Source organism: Lysobacter enzymogenes, from assembly GCF_017355525.1.
Lineage (GTDB): Bacteria > Pseudomonadota > Gammaproteobacteria > Xanthomonadales > Xanthomonadaceae > Lysobacter > Lysobacter enzymogenes_C.
In genome coordinates, this window is record NZ_CP067395.1 from 5,017,383 (window position 1) to 5,036,949 (window position 19,567).

Genomic DNA, 19,567 nt, shown 5'->3' on the forward strand with positions numbered 1-19,567 from the left:
GCCGACGACGCGGCCGCGAAGCCGCATGAGCGCTGCATGCGTTCGTCGTAGTCGGATTGGCGCGGTCGCGGTTCGCGCCGCTCCTACAGGAAGCAACCGAAGTTGCGCGTCAGCGCCGCTCGCGCGCCATTTCCGTCCACAACCGCTCGCGCAACGCCCGCGGCGTCTCCCCCGTCAGCCGCTTGAACGCCCGGCGAAAATCGCGCGGATCCTTGTAGCCGATGGCCGCGCCGACACTGGCGATACTCGGTCCGCGTTCGCGCAGCAACGCATACGCAGCATCGATGCGCAGCCGGTCGTGGATCGCGTGGAAACTCGTGCCTTCCCCGGTCAACTGCCGCCGCAGCGTGCGCTCGCTGACATGCATCTGCGCCGCGATATCGGTCAGCTTCGGATCCTGCGGCAACTGCGCGCGCAGCAAACGCTCGACCGCGGCCGTGGCCTCGCCGGGCACCGCGCCGGACGGCATCTGCGCCTCGCACAGCGCCAGCACCTGTTTGGACGCGATCGGATTGTGGGTCGGCAGCGGCGCCGCCAGCCAGTGCGCGTCCAGCACCAGCCGGTCCTGCGGCTGGTCGAACGCGAGCGGGCATTCGAACACCTGCTCGTACTGCTCGCGGTACTCCGGCTCGGGATAGCTGAATTCCAGGCGCCGCGGCCGCAGCGTGTCGCCGACCAGCCCGCGCGCCAGCGCCAGGCAACTGCTGAAGAATTCTTCGGCGACGAAACGGTGGATCGACGGGAACGCGATGGTCATCTGGCCGGCCAGCGCCAACGTCCCCGATTCGGACGCGCTTTCGACGAAGCGCATCAGGCTGCCGACCACGGGCGTGAAGCGCAGCCCGATCTGCAGCGCTTCGCCGAACGTCGCCGCAGTGGTCATGGCCAGGCCGAGCAGGCCGAAACTGCCGACGTGCTGGACCCGGCCGATGTCCAGGCCGATGCTCGGCGGCAGCACCTTGAGCGCGCGTTCGATCACGATCGCGGTCGGCCGGTCGGGCAGGCGCACGCCGGGGTCGCTGACCTGGGCGCGGCTCAGGCCGGTGCCGGCGAACCAGTCGTCGCTGGGCGCGCCGATCCGGTCCGCGGTTTCCAGCAGACCCCACAACAGGTTCGGCGACATCAGCGCGACGTCGCCGCTGGCGTCGGTGTTTGGTTCGGATGGCTGGCGCATCGCCCCTCACGATACTTGGCCGCACGGTTGACCGCGAATCCCCCCCTAGTGTGCCGCAATCGCCCTCACGCGCGCTCGCGCAGGCGGCGGAGACTCACCGCTTAGCCATCGCCGGCATGCCGCGCCGCAACACGCGCGACGCGGCGCCGCCACTGTCCCGGGGAGCCCTATGAACCAGCCGAAGTTGCCGTTGCGCGCCTGCGTCCTCGCCCTGGCCCTCGCCGCCGCCGCCTGCGGCCCCGAACAAGCCCAGCACACGCCGACCGCGCAGGTCGCCGCCGGCGACGCGGCCTTCGCCGACAAGTTCCGCACCCAGTTGCTCGACGCCAAGCCGGGCGACGTGATCGAAGTGCCGCCGGGGCGCTACAGCTTCGACCGCAGCCTGACCCTGCGCGTGGACGGCGTGACCATCCGCGGCGCCGGTCCGGACAAGTCGGTGCTCAGCTTCAAGGGTCAGAAGGCCGGCGCCGAAGGCCTGCTGGTCAACGCCAGCAATTTCCTGATCGAAAACATCGCCATCGAAGACAGCAAGGGCGACGGGCTCAAGGTCAACGAAGGCGAACACATCACCATCCGCAACGTGCGGGTCGAGTGGACCGGCGGGCCGAGCACCAAGAACGGCGGCTACGGGCTGTATCCGGTCAAGACCCGCAACGTGCTGATCGAGAACTCGGTGGCGATCGGCGCGTCCGACGCCGGCATCTACGTCGGCCAGTCGCGCGACGTGATCGTGCGCAACAGCCGCGCCGAGTTCAACGTCGCCGGCATCGAGATCGAAAACACCGTCAACGCCGACGTGCACGACAACACCGCCACCAACAACACCGGCGGCATCCTGGTGTTCAACATGCCGGCGCTGTCGCAGCAGGGCGGGGCGATCCGGGTGTTCAAGAACAAAGTGTTCAAGAACAACACCGCCAACTTCGGCGCCAAGGGCACGCCGGTGGCGAGCGTGCCGGCCGGCAGCGGCGTGGTCGTCAACTCCAACGACGATGTCGAGATCTTCGACAACGACATCAGCGACAACGCCACCACCAACATCATCGTCTCCAGCGTGTATTCGACCGGCTACAAGGACGACAAGGCGTCGAAGGACTTCGATCCGTATCCCGAACGCATCAACATCTACGGCAACCGGCTCAAGGGCGGCGGCGATTCGCCCGACGGGTTCGACCTGAAGGCGCTCAAGACCGCGCTGTACGGCCTCAGCGGCCAGTTGCCGGACGTGCTGTGGGACGGTTACGCCAACAAGGATCGCAAGGAAGGGCCGCAGATCTGCATCCGCGACGTGTCCGGCGTGGTCAACGCCGACGGCCCCGGCGGCTACAAGAATCCGAGCAAGGACGTCAAACCTTATGCGTGCGAGCTGACCAAGCTGCCGGCCATCGACCTCAAGCGCGGTTGAGCGATGTCGCCGATGTCGATGCGTTGGGTCGTGGCCGTGCTGGTGTCGTTGCTGGTCGCAGGTTGCAGCAAGCCGCAGGAAGCGCCGCGCGCCGGTGAGTCCGCCGCGGCGGCGTTGGCCGCCGACGCGCCGTGGGCGCCGGTGCGCTTCTTCGCCGACGGCCAGCCCGAGGACTTGGCCGAATGGAACGTGCTGCGGGTGGCCGGCGGCCGCCTGCAGCTGAACCGCGAAGTGTTGCCTTACGAGCTCAACACCGCGTTGTTCTCCGATTACGCGCACAAGCTGCGTACGGTGTGGATGCCCAAGGGCCAGGCGGCGAACTACGATCCGGATCAGGAATTCGATTTCCCGGTCGGCACCGTCTTCAGCAAAACCTTCTACTACCCGCGCGGCGAAGGCGAAGCGGTGCTGCGCAGCTACGACGAAGGCCCGGACCTGCGCGGCGGCGGCCTGCAGCTGAGCAAGGTGCGGCTGGTGGAAACCCGCCTGCTGCTGCGCCGCGACAGCGGCTGGGTCGCGCTGCCGTACGTGTGGAACCGCGAGCAGACGAAGGCGAAGCTGATGCGCGGCGGCGAGTTGGTGTCGCTGGAACTGGTCGCCGCCGACGGTGGCCGCGAAACCGCCGACTACGCCGTGCCCGACCAGAACCAGTGCGCCGGCTGCCACGGCACCGACATGAAATCCAAGGCGCTGCACCCGATCGGCCCGAAGGCGCGCCACCTCAATCGCGATTTCGCTTACGACGACGGCTTGCAGAACCAGATCGCGCGCTGGACCCAGGTCGGTTACCTCAAGGGCGCGCCGGCGCCGCAGCAGGCGCCGCGCGACGCGAACTGGCACGACCCGGCCGCGCCGCTGGAGGCGCGCGCCCGCGCCTACCTCGACATCAACTGCGGCCACTGTCACAGCCCGAAGGGCCCGGGCAATACCTCGGGCCTGTGGTTGAACGCGGCGACGCAGGAGCCGCTGCGACTGGGGCGGTGCAAGCTGCCGATCGCGGCCGGCCACGGCACCGGCGACCATCGCTACGGCGTGGTGCCGGGCAAGCCGGACGAATCGATCCTGATCCACCGCATGCGCAGCGACGATCCCTCGGTGATGATGCCCGAGCTCGGCCGCAGCGTCGTGCACGAGGAAGGCGTGCAACTGATCCGCGACTGGATCGCCGCGCAACGGGGGGAGTGCGGCTGAGCGGCGATCCGGCCAACGAGTGAAAGGAAACACCGAGAAAACAAGGCGCACCGGACGAACGCGCCGCTACACACCGACGAACGCAAGAACGAACGAGAGGGGAGAGCTTTCGATGTCGTTGCGCAAACACCGTTTGGTCATCGCGACCCACACCGTGCTGTCCGCCCTGTGCGGCGGCGCCTTCGTCCTGGCCGCACCGGCCGCCTTCGCCCAGGAGTCCGGGCCCAAGGAACTGGACAAGATCACCGTCACCGCGCAGAGCCGCCAGCAGGAATTGCAGGACGTGCCGATCGCCCTGCAGGTGGTCACCGACAAACTCATCGACGACGTCGCCGCGCAGGACCTCGGCGATCTCGACAGCTTCGTCCCGGGCCTGGTGATCGATAGCCTGCAGCCGACCCAGCCGGGCTTCGAGCTGCGCGGCATCAGCACCGACGACTTCGGCATCGGCACCGACCCGGCCGTGGGCGTGTACGTCGACGGCGTCTACGCCGGCCGCGGCGGGGGCGTGCTGCTGCCGTTCACCGACGTCGAACGCATCGAGGTGCTCAAGGGCCCGCAAGGCACGCTGTTCGGCCGCAACACCGCGGCCGGCGCGATCTCGATCATCACCCGCAAGCCCGACACCGCCGCGACCCAGGTCAAGACCAAGCTACGCATCGGCAACTACGGCAAGCAGTACGTCGACGGCATGCTGAACCTGCCGGTCAGCGAGGATTCGGCGTTCCGCTTCAACGCCCTGGTCAACCACGCCGACGGCTGGATCCAGGACGCCGAAACCGGCCGCGACCTCAACCCGGAAAACAACTGGGCGACCCGCGCCGCGTTCAAGACCCGCTTCGGCGAACGCACCAGCGCGCTGATCAGCTGGGACCACGAAAGCCTCGACCAGCTCGGCCAGGCCACCACCGGCATCGTCGCGCTGCCGCCGGCGCCGGGGCTGCCGCCGCTGCCGGTCGACGAACGCGCGTATCTGGATCCGCGCAAGATCGCCACCGTCAGCGACGCCGAAGGCAACGAGGAATCGCGCCGCTTCGACGGCGTGACCCTGATCGTCGACCACGGCACCGACTGGGGCGGCTTCACCTCGACCACGTCATGGCGCGACTACGACTCGGTCAACCGGGTCGAGGAAGACGGCACCAACCGCCGCTATCTCTACGTCGACTCGACCAACACCGAGAGCAACCGCAGCTTCTACCAGGAGTTCAAGTTCAGCGGCAGCACCGACAAGCTCGACTGGGTCGCCGGCGCCAGCTACTTCGACGAACGCGCGCGCCAGACCAGCGAAGTCAATGCGATGACCGATTCGGTCGACACCATCGTGCACAACCTCGGCATGGCGCCGACGCCGAACGGCTATCTGTTCGGCTATGTCGACAGCCAGCTCGAAGCGCTCGGGATTCCGATCCGCCTGCTCGGCCACCGCTGGAACGAGACCTTCCGCAACACCCTCGACACCAAGGCCTACGCGGTGTTCGGCGACGTGATCTGGCACGTCAACGACAAGCTCAACCTGACCGTCGGCCTGCGCTACACCCGCGACGAGAAGAAGTTCAGCTGGCTCAACACGCCGCGCTCGGCGCCGGAGCTCGACGCCGCGCTCGACCAGCTCGACAAGCTCGGCTTCTTCGCCCTGGCCGGCATCCCGCGCGACTTCTTCGTCTTCGACGTGGCCTTCATCGACCCGCCGGCGATGATGAACAAAGGCGTGCTGCGGCGCACCTCGAACAGTTGGAGCGACCTGAGCCCGCGCTTCGTCGTCGACTACCACGTCAACGACGAGACCATGCTGTTCGCCTCGCTGGCCAAGGGTTACAAGGCCGGCGGCTTCAACTCGCTGCAGATCGGCAGCAGCTTCGAGAACGAGGACGTCTGGAACTTCGAGACCGGCATCAAGACCTCGTTCCCGCAGCAGCGCATCCAGCTCAACGCCTCGCTGTTCTACTACGTCTACGACAACCGCCAGGCGGTGCGGCTGGACAGCAGCACCGACATCCCGCGCTTCGTCATCGACACCTCGGACCTGGAAGCCTACGGCCTGGACTTCGACATGCGCTGGCAGGCCACCGACAACTTCGGCCTCGACTTCAACGCCAGCTTCATCGATTCCACCTACAAGAACTACGTCACCTCCGACGGCATCGACGCCAGCGGCGATCCGACCGGCCTGCCGTACTGGTCCGCGGCCGGCGGCCTGTACTACCGCATCCCGATGGAGGCCAACGGCGACATCAACGTCTCGCTGCGCCATTCCTATCGCGGCAAGGTGCGTTGCAGCGAGGAGTCGCGGGCGCAGAACCGCTGCGGCGTGAGCCCGGCGCTGGACCTGGGCGAAGCGCAGAACCGCACCGACCTGCGCATCGCCTGGACCTCGCCGCAGGACCGCTGGGGCCTGGCGGTGTACGGCAACAACCTGTTCGACAACCAGTACGTCAATTCGCTCGGCACGTACGGTAAGAACGTGCTCGGCACGGTCGGCGCGCGCCTGACCGAGCCGCGCACGTACGGGGTGGAGTTCATGGCGAAGTATTGAGCGCTGCGATAACGTCGGCGGTGCGTGCGAGGCGCGCGCCGCCGGCGGGACCGCCGGACGCTGCCGATCGATAAGGAAGTCGAAGCCATGAAGCTGTGGATCGCCCAGGCCGCCATCGTCGTCTGCCTGTCGGCGCTGGTCGTGGCGGCGGCCAGCCGGACCGCGCTGGCGACGGAAACGTGGTTGTACGCCGGCACCGCGATCGCGGCCGCAGTGTCGCTGCTGGTCTCGCGGCGGCAAGGCTGGCGATGGGGCGCCGCCGCGGCGTTGGCGTCGGGCGTCGCCGGCCTGACCTTGCTGACGACGCTGGGATTGGTGCTGAATCTGCTGGGTTCCTGACGACGCCGCAGCGCCGCGCGGCGCGGACGCCGCCGCGTCGGGGTTTTGGTTTGCGCGCGTTGTCGGCATCCTTAGCGCATGGCAAGACACCCGCACGGCCCCGCCGTCGACCTCGAAACCCAACCGCTGCCGCGCATGCCCGGGGTCGGGCCGCGCGTGGCCGAAAAGCTCGCGGCGCGCGGGCTGCTGACGCTGCAGGATTTCTGGCTGCAACTGCCGCGCCAGTACGAAGACCGGACCCAGCTCACCGCGATCGGCCAGCTGCGCCCCGGCGTGCCGGCGCAGGTCGAAGGGCGGGTCGAAGCGGTCGAGCGCGGTTTCCGCTATCGGCCGATGCTGCGCGTCGCGGTCGGCGACGACTCGCGCGGCAACGTGGTGCTGCGCTTCTTCCATTTCCGCGCCGCCCAGGTCGCGCAGTTCCAGGTCGGCGCGCGGGTGCGGCTGTACGGCACGCCCAAGCCCGGCCAGAACGGGCTGGAGATCGTGCATCCCAGCTACCGCATCCTCGGCGACGACGCCGAGGTCGAACTCGGGCAGTCGCTGGATCCGGTGTATCCGGCCGTCGAAGGCATCGGCCCGGCGATGCTGCGCAAGCTGATCGGCTACGCGCTCGACCGCCTGCCCGACGAAGCCTCGCTGGAACTGCTGCCGGACGAACTGCGCCGACGTCTGCAACTGCCGACCCTGCGCGCCGCGCTGCTGACCGTGCACCGCCCGCCGGCCGACGCCGACGTGGCCGCGCTGATCGACGGCCGCCATCCGGCGCAGCGGCGGCTGGCGCTGGAAGAACTGCTCGCGCATCACCTGAGCCTGCGCCGCCAGCGCATCAGCCAGCAGGCGCACAAGGCGCGGCCGCTGAAGCAGACCGCGCTGGCCGAGAAGCTGCGCAAGTCGCTGCCGTTCAAGCTCACCGGCGCGCAGCGGCGGGTGTTCGACGAGATCCGCGCCGACCTCGCCAAGCCCTCGCCGATGCTGCGGCTGGTGCAGGGCGACGTCGGCAGCGGCAAGACCGTGGTCGCCGCGCTGGCGGCGATGCTGGCGGTGCAGCACGGCCGCCAGGCCGCGCTGATGGCGCCGACCGAACTGTTGGCCGAGCAGCACCTCAACAACCTGCGCAAGTGGCTGGAGCCGCTGGACATCCGGGTCGCGTGGCTGGCCGGCAAAGTCACCGGCAAGGCCCGCAAGCAGGCGCTGGAGCAGGTCGCCGACGGCAGCGCCCAGGTCGTGGTCGGCACCCACGCGCTGATGCAGGAAGGCGTGGCGTTTCACGACCTCGCCCTGGCCATCGTCGACGAACAGCACCGCTTCGGCGTGCACCAGCGTCTGGCGCTGCGCGACAAGGGCGCCGGCGGCGCGGTCGGGGAGGATGCGATCGTGCCGCACCAGTTGGTGATGACCGCCACGCCGATCCCGCGCACCCTCGCGATGACCGCCTACGCCGACCTCGACGTGTCGGCGATCGACGAACTGCCGCCGGGGCGCACGCCGGTGCAGACCGTCGCGCTCAGCGAGGAGCGCCGGCCCGAGCTGGTCCAGCGTATCCGCACCGCCTGCGCCGAGGGCCGCCAGGCCTATTGGGTCTGCACGCTGATCGACGAGTCCGACGAAGTCGCCGCGCAGGCCGCGCAGAGCACGTTCGAAGACCTGTCGAAGCAGCTCGCGCCGCTGCGCGTCGGGCTGGTGCACGGGCGCATGAAGGCCAAGGAAAAGCAGGAAACGATGCGCGCGTTCAAGGACGGCGAACTCGATCTGTTGGTCGCGACCACGGTGATCGAAGTCGGCGTCGACGTGCCCAACGCGTCGCTGATGATCATCGAGAACGCCGAGCGCCTGGGCCTGGCCCAGTTGCATCAGCTGCGCGGCCGGGTCGGCCGCGGCAGCGCGGCGTCGAGTTGCGTGCTGCTGTATCGCGCGCCGTTGTCGGGGCTGGCGCGGCAGCGCCTGGAGACGATGCGGCAGACCCACGACGGTTTCGTGATCGCGCAAAAAGACCTGGAATTGCGCGGCCCCGGCGAATTGCTCGGGACCCGCCAGACCGGCCTGGCCGGCTTCCGCGTCGCCGATCTCGGCCGCGACGCCGACCTGCTGCCGCTGGTGCAGGAACTCGGCGAACGCCTGTTGACGCAATCGCCGCAACTGGCCGAGCGCATCGTCTCGCGCTGGGTCGGCGGTGCGGCGCGGTACGCGTCGGCGTAAAGGCTTGCATCGAGGCAACGGCTTGCGTCGGCGCGAAAGCGCGCGCCGATGCGAGTGCCGACGCGAGTGCCGATGCGAGTGCCCGCTCCGGCGCGAACGCCGCCGCGGCGCGGCTCAGGCGACGACGCGGTCGCTGCCGACGAAGCGCGCCAGCGCCGCGTTGACCCGCTCCAGCACCTGCGCGCGGCTGTGTTCGACGAAGAAATGCCCGCCGGGAATCCAGTGGATCTCGCACGCGCCGCCGGCGACTTCGCGCCAGCCTTCCACCGCGGCTTCGCCGACTTCGTGGTCCTCGGTGCCGGCCAGCACCACGAGCGGGCAGGGCAGCGCGACCGGCGTCGCGCGGTATTCGGCGGCGATCTTGAAGTCGGCGCGCAGCAGCGGGATCAGGAACTGGACCAACTCGCGGTTGTTGAGCACTTCTTCGGGCGTGCCGTTGAGCTCGCGCAGTTTGGCGATGAACTGCGCTTCCGGCAGGTCGTGGGCGGACTCGCGGGTGGCCGGAAAATGCGGCGCGCGGCTGCCCGAAGCGATCAGCAGGCGCGGCGACGGCAGGCCGAAACCGGCGGCGCGGCGGGCGAATTCGTAAGCCACGCGGCTGCCGAGGCTGTGGCCGAACAGGACGTAGGGCTTGTCGGACAGTTCGCGGAAGGCCGCGGCCAATCCGGCGACCAGCGCGTCCATGTCGGTGTGCGCCAGTTCGAGGATGCGCGAGGCGCGGCCCGGCGGCTGCACCGCGGCCAGTTCGACCCCGGCCGGCAGTTGCGCCGCCCAGGGCACGTAGGTCGCGGCGGAACCGCCGGCGTACGGCAGGCATACCAGCCGCAACGCCGCGGACGGCCGCGGCAACGGACGGACGAACCATTTGCTGGCGCTCAAGCGACACTCCAATCGTCGGTGATGGCGGGCCGGCGCCATGCGCGCGGCGCGGCGCGCCAGCGGGCGTAGCGAGTTCCGGCGTTCGCCCGGATCGTGCGGTTCGCGGCGCGCGCCCGTGCCGGCCGCGCGCATCGCGTTCGAGTCCGGATAGTAAACCGCCCGGGTTGCCGCCGATGCGACGCGGCCGGCATCGCGGCGAGCAGGCCGGCGCCGGCGCGTCGCCGCGGCTGTGTGCCGGCCGTGTCGGCTGCCCCGCCGGCGCCGCCGCAGGCTCCCACAACCGCCATTTTTTTGGCATATAGTGTCCCGCCCGCTGGAGATTCGGCCCCGGATGCCGGGATTTCCCCACAACGCGGCGATCGATTGGTTCGGCCCCGACTTCGCGCGGCTGCACCCGTTGCTGCAGGCATTGCACCGCCACGGCGGCGCCCTGGCCGGCGAGATCGAACTGCGCACCGGCTCCGGCCTGGCCGGCGTCCTCGGCCGCCGCCTCGCCCGGCGCCTGGGCATTCCCACCGACCGCGCGCGCCGCGGTTTCCGCGTCGACATCGTCCACGAGCCCGGCCGCATGCTGTGGCTGCGCCGCTTCGACGACGGCAGCGAACTGCGTTCGGTGTTCGAACCGGTCGGCCGCTACCCCGACGGGCATTGGCTCGAAGCCACCGGCCCGGTGCGCATGCGCCTGGGCGTGGACCTCGACGGCGGCGGCTGGCGCTGGCGCTTGCTCGGCCTGAGCGCGCGCGGCCTGCCGCTGCCGCGCTTTTTGTTTCCGCGCACCGATGCGTACAAGCGCATCGAATCCATCGACGGCGAAGCGCGCTATCGCTTCGCCGTGGCGTTTTCCTGGTTTCCCTTCGGCGAACTGCTGCGCTACCAAGGCGCACTGCACGCCGTCCCGGCCGTTACGGCCTCAGCGGCCGATCCGGCCGGCGCAGCGGATGCCGCTGCGCAACGTTGCGCACAACGAGTGATTTCATGACCGATCGCATTCCCCTGCTCATCGACACCGACCCCGGCGTGGACGACGCCCTGGCGTTGCTGATGGCGTTCAACGACCCGCGCCACCGCATCGTCGGCCTGACCATCGCCGCCGGCAACGTCGGCCTCAAGCACACCGTGGCCAACGCGCTGAAGCTGTGCGAAGTGGCGGGCCAGGACATTCCGGTGTTCGCCGGCGCCGACGCGCCGCTGCTGCATCCCTCGCCCGACGCCGGCTACGTGCACGGCCAGGACGGTTTCGGCGATGTCGGCTACGAGGCCGCCAAGCGCGCAGTCGAAGCCGAGCACGCGGCGCTGGCGATCATCCGCCTGTCGCACGAACACGCCGGCAAATTGTTGCTGGTCGCGCTCGGTCCGCTGACCAACGTCGCGCTCGCGCTCAAGCTCGATCCGACCCTGCCGCAGCGCATCGCGCGCCTGGTGGTGATGGGCGGCGCGGTGACCTGCCAGGGCAACATCACGCCGGCGGCGGAGTTCAACATCTACTTCGATCCGGAAGCCGCGCACATCGTGTTCGAAGCGTTCGAACATATCGACCTGGCCGACTGGGAGGCGGTGATCGCGCACGGCCTGCACCACGATCGCGTGGTCGGCTGGCTCGCCGCCGGTTCCGAGCGCGGCCGTTTCTACGAGCGCATTTCCGAGAAGACCCGCTTGTGGTCGATCGACCGCCGCGGCGACGAATGGCATGCCGCCGACGCGCTGGCGATGGCGTACGCGCTCGAACCCGACGGCGCGCTCGACGTGCAGGACCGGCCTGTGTCGATCGAACTGGAAGGCACCCACAGCCGCGGCGCGACCGTCGTCGACTGGCGTCGGCAGGAAGGGCGGCCGGATGGGGTGTCGATCCTGATGAAATACGATCAGGCCCGGTTCGAGCGCCTGATCGCTGCGGCGCTGGCGGCCGGCTGAGCCTGCGCGGGCCGCGCCTCGTCCCGCTGCGGGCGGGGCGCCGGCCCCTGCGGGTTCTCAAGCTGGCCTGCGATGAATTCCTTTCGCTGCATGGACTTGCGCTACCCCGGGAGGGGTGGCTATACTGCCCGACTTTCCCGCACACCTTAAGGTTGAGTGCCATGAAGGCAGGCATCCATCCCGAATACCGCGACGTCGTGTTCCAGGACGTCACCACCGATTTCCAGATCCTGACCCGTTCGACCCTGTCGAGCAAGGAAACGATCAAGCTCGACGGTGCTGAGTATCCGCTGATCAAGGTCGACATCTCGTCGGCTTCGCACCCGTTCTATACGGGCAAGCACAAGATCATGGACACCAGCGGCCGCGTCGACAAGTTCCGCAAGCGTTACGGCGCGAAGTAACAACGCGTCGAGCCGGAGCGATCCGGCCGGAGTTCGTCGCTGCACATCGCTGTACGCACAACGGCTGCCCGCAAGGGCGGCCGTTTGCGTTTGCGCCGGTTTTTCCGGGGTATGGGGCGCGGCGTCCTTGTCGCGGCTCGCGACGATTCGAGCGGAAGGCGTCGGGATTGAGGTCGCTCCGACCGCGGGGCGCTGAAGACAGGCCGGCAAAAGCGGCCGAAGTCCTCGCGCAGAATCCGCTCCGAATCGCTTCCCGCGCCAACGCGCGGCCACTCGGCTGTCGCGGGAGGGGCTTGAGTCCCGACGCTGTTCGGCCAGCGCATCGCGGACCCACCGCAAACCGCAGCCAAGCGTCGCGCCCAAGGCCGAGCCACCGAACCGCGCGCAACCAGCCGGCCGTTGCGGCAAGCCGTCCGGCGCCCGCAGGCGCCCACGGCGGCGCCTGGGCCGATCCGGGGCCGCCACCGCCCGATGCCGTCGCCGCGGGCACGGCCAGCCGCCAGATCCCGGCAAACGGCCGGTCGAATATCGACCGCGCAGGGCCTCGGCGACGCAACGAAGCGTCGCGTCCGCACGGCCGTGCCGACCAAAGTCCGAGCTTGGGCTCGGAACGCGTTGTGCGATAATTCACTATCGCAACGTGCTTGCGACCCCCCGTTGCCCTCCTGACGCGGCCATCCCTGCGGCAGGCAGACTGAGGAGTGTTTCGTGTCCGAAGATTCCACCAAACGCCTGGACCAGGTGAACATCACCGCCGGCGACAAGAATTTCGCCCTGCCGGTGCAGCATCCCACCCTCGGCGCGTCCTGCGTCGACATCGGCAAGCTGCCGAAGGAAACCGGGATGTTCACCTACGACCCGGGCTTCACCGCGACGGCGAGCTGCAAGTCGGCCATCACCTACATCGACGGCGACGCCGGCGTGCTGCTGTACCGCGGCTACCCGATCGAGCAGCTGGCCGAGAAGTCGAACTTCCTCGAAGTCGCCTACCTGCTGATGAACGGCGAACTGCCGAGCGCGGGCGAGTTCTCCAAGTTCGAACACGAGGTCACGCATCACACGATGATGCACGAGGCCTTCCGCACCTTCCTGTACGGCTTCCGCCACGACGCCCATCCGATGGCGATGCTGGTCGGCATGCTCGGCTCGATGGCGAGCTTCTACCACAACGAACTCGACCTGGAAGATCCGGAACAGCGCCGCCTGGCCGCGATCCGTCTGATCGCCAAGGTCCCGACCATCGCCGCGGCCTGCCACCGTTATTCGATCGGCTGGCCGATCCGCTATCCCAAGAACAGCCTCGACTACACCACGCGCTTCCTGCACATGCTGTTCGAAGTGCCGAGCGAGCCGCTGGAACTGAGCCCGGTCGCGGCCAAGGCGATGGACCTGTTGTTCATCCTGCACGCCGACCACGAGCAGAACGCCTCGACCTCGACCGTGCGCCTGGTCGGTTCCACCGGCGCCAACCCGTACGTCAGCGTCGCCTCCGGCGTCGCCGCGCTGTGGGGACCGGCGCACGGCGGCGCCAACGAAGCCGTGCTCAAGATGCTCAACGAGATCGGCCGTCCCGAGAACGTCAAGTCGGCGGTCGAGAAGGCCAAGGACAAGGAATCGGGCTTCCGCCTGATGGGCTTCGGCCACCGCGTCTACAAGAACTACGACCCGCGCGCCGCGCTGGTGCGCAAGATGACCCACGACGTGCTCGGCGAGCTCGGCATCAACGACCCGCTGCTCGACGTGGCGATGAAGCTGGAAGAAGCGGCGCTGAAGGACGATTACTTCGTCCAGCGCAAGCTCTACCCGAACGTCGATTTCTACTCGGGCATCATCTACAAGGCGCTCGGCATCCCGGTGGAGATGTTCACGGTGATGTTCGCCATCGCCCGCACCGCCGGCTGGGTCTCGCACTGGCTGGAACAGCAGAACGACCCGGAAAACAAGATCGGCCGTCCGCGCCAGATCTACACCGGCCACGGCGTGCGCGATTACGTGGCGGCCGACAAGCGCTGATCCTGCGTCGCCGGTCCGCTGCCTGCGGATCGGCGCGAAGGCCCGCGCCGCCAGAACGCCCCGCTTCGGCGGGGCGTTTTCGTATGCGCCGTCGGCGAGCGGGCCGCCCAGCCGTTCCTGCGCCGGTCCGCCGCGTGCGGACCGGCCCGAGGCCCGCGTCGCCGGAACGCCCCGCTTCGGCGGGGCGTTTTCGTTTGCGCCGTTGGCGAACGGGCGGGCTCAGCCGTCGATGTCGGGAAAGCGCTGGCGGGCGCAGTCGCGCAGGCGCTGCGTGCCGGCGGGATCGCTCGCCTCCAGTTCGTCGGCCAGATCCATCTGCGCGCCGGGATCGCCGCCGAACGCCGCACGCCGGCGCAGGCGTGCGACCAGATCGCGTTGGCCGGGCGTGGCGCGGCCGTCCTCGGAGCTGCCGGCCGCTTCCAGGCTGCGCGCCAGCGCGTTGTAGCCGGCCGGCGCGCCGCGTTCGAGCAGCCAGGCGGCGATGGCCTGCGCCGACTCCCAGTCGTCGTCGTACAGCGCGAGCTTGGCCAGGGTCGCGGCGGCGCGCCAATGGCCCAGGCGCGCGGCCGCGATCAGTTCGGTTTCGCCGGCCGGGGTGCGCGCGCCGGCGGCGAGCGCGGCGCGGAAACGCCGCTCGCCCGCGTCCGCGAGCGGCGGCACGCCGGCGCCGGCCTGGCCGCAGTCGAGCCGCGCGGGCGCTTGCCGCGCCTGCGCCGTCGCGTCCCACGCGGCCTGCGCGTCGAGCGCGCCGCGCAGGCGCGCGGCCACGGCGGCGCCGTCCAGGCCGGTCCAGGCGGCGCGTTCGCGGCGGCGGCTCAGGTTCTGCTCCAGCGCGCGGTCGGATTCGGCGTCGGCTTGCCGGCGCGCGCGCGACGGCCCGGCTTCGCCGCGCTCGATGCAGGCGTCGAAGCGCTTTTGCGACAGCTTCCAGCACGCGGCCGCGATCCGCACCGGGTAGCGCAACGCCAGGGTTTCCAGCGCGTAACGCTCCTGGCCGGGGCGGGCAGCCACCGCGGCGCGCGCGTGCTCGTCGGCGACGCCGCGCTGGAGCACGGTGCCGTCCTCGAGCTGCCATTGGTAGGGCTCGCCGACCCAGTGCGGGTCCAGTTGCAGGTAATGCGCCGGTTCGGCGGCGCCGGCCGTGGCGGGCGACAGCGCGGCGGCAAGCCAGAGCATCGCGGCCAGCGCGGGTGCGGTGCGGCAGTGGGGCGGGGCGGCGATCATCGTGCGGTCCTTGCAGCGTCGCCGCAGTATTCCATGGCCTGTCGACGCGCGGCCGCCGTCGCGGCGACCGCGCCGTCCGTTGCGCTCAGCCGTGCTCGAACTGCGAGATTTCCTCGTCCGCCAGCAGCTGCCGCAACTGCGCGGTCGAGGCGCGACGCATCGGTTTTTCGTCGACGTTGGACAAAGGCGCCTGGCGCAGCACGTCCAGCGGCAACACGGTCAGGTCGAAGCCGAGTTCCTCGGCGCTGAACACCCACACCGGGAAGTCCTCGCTGCGTTCGCGGTCCAGGCGCAGGCGGCGTTCGCGGGTTTCGGTGGGGATGTGGTGCTGTTCGAGGAAGCGCGGCACCGCTTCGAAGTCGTCGCAGTACAGGTGCAAGGCGACCGGGCTGCGCGCGTCGGCGGTGCCGTCCAGGACCGGGCCGACCAGGCGCGGTTCGAAAGCGGCGAAGAATTCCATCGCCCGCAGCGCCGCTTCGCGGCGCTGGCGCAATCCGTCGGCGTGCTCGCTGTGGAACAGGCGCTGGTACTCGCGCAGCGCTTGTTCGATTTCGCGGTTGGCCGGCAGCGAGGCGTCGTCGTGGATGCCGAGCCGTTCGGCGGCCTTGAGCTTGGCCTGGTGGTAGTCGCGATAGCCGCTTTCGGCCATCAGCCGGGCCGCCTCGTGGGCGACGCTGCGGCGGCGTTCGCGGGTGCGGGTCTGCGCATGCTGGTGTGCGTGCTGTCGGGCCTGGTGCATCTCGACCTCCGGGCGGGCACTCACGGCGAGGGCGCTCGCCGCGGCCGGGGTGCACCGGCAGCCCAAAGCTAGCACGTCCGTGCGGCACGGCAATGTCTGTTGCGGCCTGTGCGGCGAGGTGCCAGAACCGGCAAGCGGGCAGCGTTCAGGCGGGCGTCGGCGCTGCGCGAAGGGCAGGGGACGGTGGTCCCGGGTCGTTGCCTGTCGGCGGCGAAGCCTTCGGGCCCGATGCGCCTGGCTCGGATCGCCGGCGACCGCAATCGAAAGCGCCGGGCCTGAAGGTTCTCCCGCAAAAGCCGTGGCTCGGGCAAGATGCAGGGGTTCGGGCAAAAAAAAGCCGCACGCGCGAGGCGTGCGGCTTTCATCGTTTCGCGGCGAGGCTGCGGTCAGAAAATATCGAACGATTCTTCCGACGGCGCCTGATCCTCGTTGCCGTAATCGGTGTAGGTCTGCATCCGCTCGAGGTCTTCGGCCTTGACCCATTCGACGATGCCGCCGGCGCCGTCGGGAATCAGCGAACCGTTGGCGCCGACCGAAACCTTGACCATGCCTTCCGGCGGCTCGTTGTCGTGCAGCGGCTGGTCCTTGAGCGCCACGCGCATGTAGTCGATCCAGATCGGCAGCGCGGCCTTGCCGCCGTACTCGCGGTAGCCCAGCGACTTGTAGTTGTCGCGGCCGACCCAGACGGTGGTGACGTAAGGCCCGCCGAAGCCGGAGAACCAGGCGTCGCGGTGGTCGTTGGTCGAGCCGGTCTTGCCGCCGACGTCGTCGCGGCCGAGCACCTTGGCCGCGGTGCCGGTGCCGCGCTTGACCACGTCGCGCAGCATCGAAACGATCTGGTAGGCGATGCGGTCGTCGATCGCGCGCGGCGCAACCTTGATCTGCGCGATCTCCTCCGGCGTCAGCTTCTTGGCCGTTACCTCGGGCTTGGCCTTGTCCTTCTTGTCCTTGTCCTTCTTGTCCTTGTCCTTGGCGGCCTTGGGATCGGGCTTCTTGGCGTCGGCGATCGCGCCCGGCGCGGGGCCGAGGTTGAAGCCGTCGACGATGTTGCTGGCCGGCAGCGCCGCGCTGGCGGTGCCGCCGCGGCCGACGCACTGCGCGCAGGCGGTGGCGGGCTTTTCCTTGAACACCACCGCGCCGGCGCGGTCCTTGACCTCGTCGATGAACCACGGGTCGACGCGGAAGCCGCCGTTGGCGAAGGTGGCGTAGCCGCGCGCGACCGACAGCGGGGTCAGCGAGGCGGTGCCCAGCGACATCGACAGGTTCGGCGGCAGCTGTTCGATGTCGAAGCCGAAGTGGCTGATGTACTTGCGCGCGAAGTCGACGCCGATCGCGTCGAGCAGGCGCACCGAGACCAGATTGCGCGATTGCACCATCGCTTCGCGCACGCGCATCGGGCCAGCGAAATTGCCGCTGTCGTTCTGCGGACGCCAGATGTGGCCGCGGCGGTCCTTGAACACCACCGGCGCGTCGAGCACGATCGAGGCCGGGTTGTAGCCGCGTTCGAACGCGGCCGCGTACACGAACGGCTTGAAGCTCGAACCCGGCTGGCGCCGCGCCTGGGTGGCGCGGTTGAACTTGGCGCCGGCGAAGCTGTAGCCGCCGGACAGCGCGCGCAGCGCGCCGTTGCTCGGCTCCAGCGACACCAGCGCGGCCTGCGCCTGCGGCAGCTGGTCGAGGCGATAGCTCACCGTCGGCGGCGCCGCGGTTTCGCCCGGCTTGGGTTCGGCGGCGGCGGTTTCGAGCTTGGCCACGCGCGCCAGATCGCCGCGCTTGAGCAGGCTGCCGGGGCTGCGGCCGAGGAAGCCCTGCTTCTCGCCGAGGCTCAGTTCGGTGCCGTCGGCCAGCACCACGGTGGCCTGCGAGCCGGCCACCGACAGCACCACCGACGGCAGCAGGTTGGCCTGCGCCGGAATGCCGCGCAGACGCACGCGCGCGGCGGTGGCGTCTTCGCTCGGCGCCAGTTCGAAGTGCTGCTCCACGCCGTGCCAGCCGTGGCGGCGGTCGTACACCGACAGGCCGTCGCGGATCGCCTTGTCGGCGGCGACCTGCAGGTCCGGGTCGATCGTGGTGGTGACGTGGTAACCCTTGGTCAGCGCTTCGGCGCCGTAGCGGGCGACCATTTCCTGACGCACCATTTCGGCCACGTACGGCGCATACACCTCGACCGGGCGCTCGTGCGGGCTGGCGTGCATCGGCACCGCCTTGGCCGCGTCGGCTTCGGCGCGCGGCACGAAGTTCTGCTCGGCCATGCGGTCGAGGATGTAGTCGCGGCGGATCTTGGCGCGGTCGGGATTGCTCAGCGGATTGCCGCTGGACGGGAACTTCGGAATGCCGGCGAGCGACGCCATCTCGTCCAGGCTCAGCTCGTTCATCTTCTTGCCGTAATAGAACTCCGCCGCCGCGCCGACGCCGTAGGCGCGGTTGCCGAAGAAGCTCTTGTTCAAGTACAGCTCGAAGATCTCGTCCTTGCTCAGCTCGCGCTCCATGCGCATCGCCAGCAGCATTTCGCCGAGCTTGCGCTTGTAGCTGTATTCCGAGCTCAGGAAGTACTGGCGCGCGACCTGCTGGGTGATGGTCGAGCCGCCGGGCACGCGCTTGTCGTCGGTGGTCGCCAGCAGCCACACCGCGCGCGCGATGCCTTTGTAGTCGATGCCGTGGTGGGTGTAGAAGCGCGAGTCTTCGATCGCGATGAACGCGTTCTTGAGCCGGTCGGGCACGTCCTCGATCGCTACCGGGTAGCGCCGGGTCTCGCCGAACATCGCCATCAGGCGGCCGTCGCGGGCGTAGACGTACATCGGCTCCTGCAGCTCGATCGTGCGCAGGGTCTCAACGTCCGGCAGCTTGGGCACGATCAGGTAATACAGCGTGCCGAGCGCGATCGCGCCCAGCAGGGCCGCACCGATGAACGCGTACAGCGCCCAGCGCAGCCAACGGCGAAGTCGGGACATCTATCGGTTTCCGGGTGTCGTGTGGTCGTGGCGGGGAAGTATAGAGGAGGCGCGGAACGCGACCCGGGTCGCGCTTCGCCGGCGGCGGGGTGACGCGGCGCGGCACCCCGGCCCGCGCCGGGGCGCTGCGCCGCCGGTCCCGCCGCCCGGCCCGGGTCGAGGGCGCGGCGACAGGCGGATCCGGTCGGGCGGGGCGGTCCGCGACGGTCGCGCCGCTCACCCAGTCTCACGGATATCTGTTACGGCTTGCGCGAGCTGTGAACGCGAGCGCACTGCGCGGTGGCGGTTCGAGCGCGATTTGCAGCGGCCGGCACGGATCGGCGCGCGAACGCGAACGCAGGATCGGCTGAACCGGGGCCAGGGCCTCCGGACCGCCTCCGCGACGCACGCCCCGGCTGCGTGGAGGCTCCGGAAGCGGGGTTCCGGTCGCAGTCATGGCATATGTCACTCCGGTGGACTGACGGTGGCGGTCACGTGACGCCCAATGTCAAAAAAGCACGACTGGGTTGGCAATCGTGAAAGAAGTGGTTGCCAGCCTGTGAAAAGTCCGTTATCTAAGCCGGGGCCACACGAAGTGCGCGTAAGCGCTTGTGGCATGGGGAGAT

The 19,567-nt window shown here is 69.4% G+C and carries 14 protein-coding genes; 9 read left to right on the top strand and 5 right to left on the bottom strand.

What is annotated here, in order from left to right:
* Window positions 1–109 precede the first annotated feature (109 nt).
* Window positions 110–1,174 (bottom strand): AraC family transcriptional regulator, encoded by a 1,065-nt coding sequence (locus tag JHW38_RS21215; protein WP_207523279.1) that lies wholly within the window; start codon window positions 1,172–1,174, stop codon window positions 110–112.
* Between the two features lie 169 nt (window positions 1,175–1,343).
* Here JHW38_RS21215 and JHW38_RS21220 point away from each other — a divergent pair, with 169 nt between their 5' ends.
* From JHW38_RS21220 to recG, 5 genes are all read left to right on the top strand, one after another.
* Complete coding sequence (locus JHW38_RS21220; RefSeq protein ID WP_207523280.1) at window positions 1,344–2,579, top strand: parallel beta-helix domain-containing protein; 1,236 nt, start codon at window positions 1,344–1,346, stop codon at window positions 2,577–2,579.
* A 12-nt stretch (window positions 2,580–2,591) separates the two neighbouring features.
* Window positions 2,592–3,770, top strand: coding sequence for an SO2930 family diheme c-type cytochrome (locus tag JHW38_RS21225; protein WP_207523281.1), 1,179 nt, complete (start codon window positions 2,592–2,594; stop codon window positions 3,768–3,770).
* A gap of 112 nt (window positions 3,771–3,882) precedes the next feature.
* On the top strand, window positions 3,883–6,306 hold the full coding sequence (locus JHW38_RS21230) for a TonB-dependent receptor (RefSeq protein ID WP_207523282.1): 2,424 nt from the start codon (window positions 3,883–3,885) through the stop codon (window positions 6,304–6,306).
* 87 nt (window positions 6,307–6,393) lie between these two features.
* A complete protein-coding gene (locus JHW38_RS21235) occupies window positions 6,394–6,645 on the top strand; it encodes a hypothetical protein (RefSeq protein WP_207523283.1) in 252 nt (83 codons plus the stop codon).
* A gap of 78 nt (window positions 6,646–6,723) precedes the next feature.
* Window positions 6,724–8,841 (top strand): ATP-dependent DNA helicase RecG, encoded by a 2,118-nt coding sequence (recG, locus tag JHW38_RS21240; RefSeq protein ID WP_207523284.1) that lies wholly within the window; start codon window positions 6,724–6,726, stop codon window positions 8,839–8,841.
* A gap of 114 nt (window positions 8,842–8,955) precedes the next feature.
* Here the strand turns inward: recG and JHW38_RS21245 are convergent, their stop codons facing one another.
* Window positions 8,956–9,720: a thioesterase II family protein gene (locus tag JHW38_RS21245; RefSeq protein WP_207523285.1), complete on the bottom strand. Its 765-nt coding sequence runs from the start codon at window positions 9,718–9,720 to the stop codon at window positions 8,956–8,958.
* 331 nt (window positions 9,721–10,051) lie between these two features.
* Here JHW38_RS21245 and JHW38_RS21250 point away from each other — a divergent pair, with 331 nt between their 5' ends.
* The 4 genes from JHW38_RS21250 (at window position 10,052) to JHW38_RS21265 (ending at window position 14,048) form a co-directional block, all read left to right on the top strand.
* Window positions 10,052–10,699, top strand: a complete 648-nt coding sequence (locus JHW38_RS21250; protein WP_207523286.1) for a DUF4166 domain-containing protein — start codon at window positions 10,052–10,054, stop codon at window positions 10,697–10,699.
* Window positions 10,696–11,631: a nucleoside hydrolase gene (locus JHW38_RS21255; protein ID WP_207523287.1), complete on the top strand. Its 936-nt coding sequence runs from the start codon at window positions 10,696–10,698 to the stop codon at window positions 11,629–11,631. Before JHW38_RS21250 ends, JHW38_RS21255 begins: the two co-directional genes overlap by 4 nt.
* A 161-nt stretch (window positions 11,632–11,792) precedes the next feature.
* Window positions 11,793–12,035 carry a type B 50S ribosomal protein L31 gene (locus JHW38_RS21260; protein ID WP_207523288.1) on the top strand — a complete coding sequence of 81 codons (243 nt, stop codon included), beginning with the start codon at window positions 11,793–11,795 and terminating at the stop codon, window positions 12,033–12,035.
* A 708-nt stretch (window positions 12,036–12,743) separates the two neighbouring features.
* A complete protein-coding gene (locus JHW38_RS21265; protein WP_242691022.1) occupies window positions 12,744–14,048 on the top strand; it encodes a citrate synthase in 1,305 nt (434 codons plus the stop codon).
* Window positions 14,049–14,267: 219 nt separating this feature from the next.
* On the opposite strand, the gene JHW38_RS21270 is transcribed toward JHW38_RS21265, so the two are convergent.
* From JHW38_RS21270 to JHW38_RS21280, 3 genes are all read right to left on the bottom strand, one after another.
* Window positions 14,268–15,272, bottom strand: a complete 1,005-nt coding sequence (locus JHW38_RS21270; RefSeq protein WP_207523289.1) for a hypothetical protein — start codon at window positions 15,270–15,272, stop codon at window positions 14,268–14,270.
* An 85-nt stretch (window positions 15,273–15,357) separates the two neighbouring features.
* On the bottom strand, window positions 15,358–16,011 hold the full coding sequence (locus tag JHW38_RS21275; RefSeq protein WP_207523290.1) for a hypothetical protein: 654 nt from the start codon (window positions 16,009–16,011) through the stop codon (window positions 15,358–15,360).
* Window positions 16,012–16,397: 386 nt separating this feature from the next.
* Window positions 16,398–18,962 (bottom strand): penicillin-binding protein 1A, encoded by a 2,565-nt coding sequence (locus JHW38_RS21280; protein ID WP_207523291.1) that lies wholly within the window; start codon window positions 18,960–18,962, stop codon window positions 16,398–16,400.
* Window positions 18,963–19,567: the final 605 nt, after the last annotated feature.

What these genes read in the sequence shown, in the direction of transcription:
- JHW38_RS21215 (WP_207523279.1), bottom strand. Translation starts at nt 1,174, where the DNA reads ATGCGCCAGCCATCCGAACCAAACACCGACGCCAGCGGCGACGTCGCG.
- JHW38_RS21220 (WP_207523280.1), top strand. Translation starts at nt 1,344, where the DNA reads ATGAACCAGCCGAAGTTGCCGTTGCGCGCCTGCGTCCTCGCCCTGGCC.
- JHW38_RS21225 (WP_207523281.1), top strand. Translation starts at nt 2,592, where the DNA reads ATGTCGATGCGTTGGGTCGTGGCCGTGCTGGTGTCGTTGCTGGTCGCA.
- JHW38_RS21230 (WP_207523282.1), top strand. Translation starts at nt 3,883, where the DNA reads ATGTCGTTGCGCAAACACCGTTTGGTCATCGCGACCCACACCGTGCTG.
- JHW38_RS21235 (WP_207523283.1), top strand. Translation starts at nt 6,394, where the DNA reads ATGAAGCTGTGGATCGCCCAGGCCGCCATCGTCGTCTGCCTGTCGGCG.
- recG (WP_207523284.1), top strand. Translation starts at nt 6,724, where the DNA reads ATGGCAAGACACCCGCACGGCCCCGCCGTCGACCTCGAAACCCAACCG.
- JHW38_RS21250 (WP_207523286.1), top strand. Translation starts at nt 10,052, where the DNA reads ATGCCGGGATTTCCCCACAACGCGGCGATCGATTGGTTCGGCCCCGAC.
- JHW38_RS21255 (WP_207523287.1), top strand. Translation starts at nt 10,696, where the DNA reads ATGACCGATCGCATTCCCCTGCTCATCGACACCGACCCCGGCGTGGAC.
- JHW38_RS21260 (WP_207523288.1), top strand. Translation starts at nt 11,793, where the DNA reads ATGAAGGCAGGCATCCATCCCGAATACCGCGACGTCGTGTTCCAGGAC.
- JHW38_RS21270 (WP_207523289.1), bottom strand. Translation starts at nt 15,272, where the DNA reads ATGATCGCCGCCCCGCCCCACTGCCGCACCGCACCCGCGCTGGCCGCG.
- JHW38_RS21275 (WP_207523290.1), bottom strand. Translation starts at nt 16,011, where the DNA reads ATGCACCAGGCCCGACAGCACGCACACCAGCATGCGCAGACCCGCACC.
- JHW38_RS21280 (WP_207523291.1), bottom strand. Translation starts at nt 18,962, where the DNA reads ATGTCCCGACTTCGCCGTTGGCTGCGCTGGGCGCTGTACGCGTTCATC.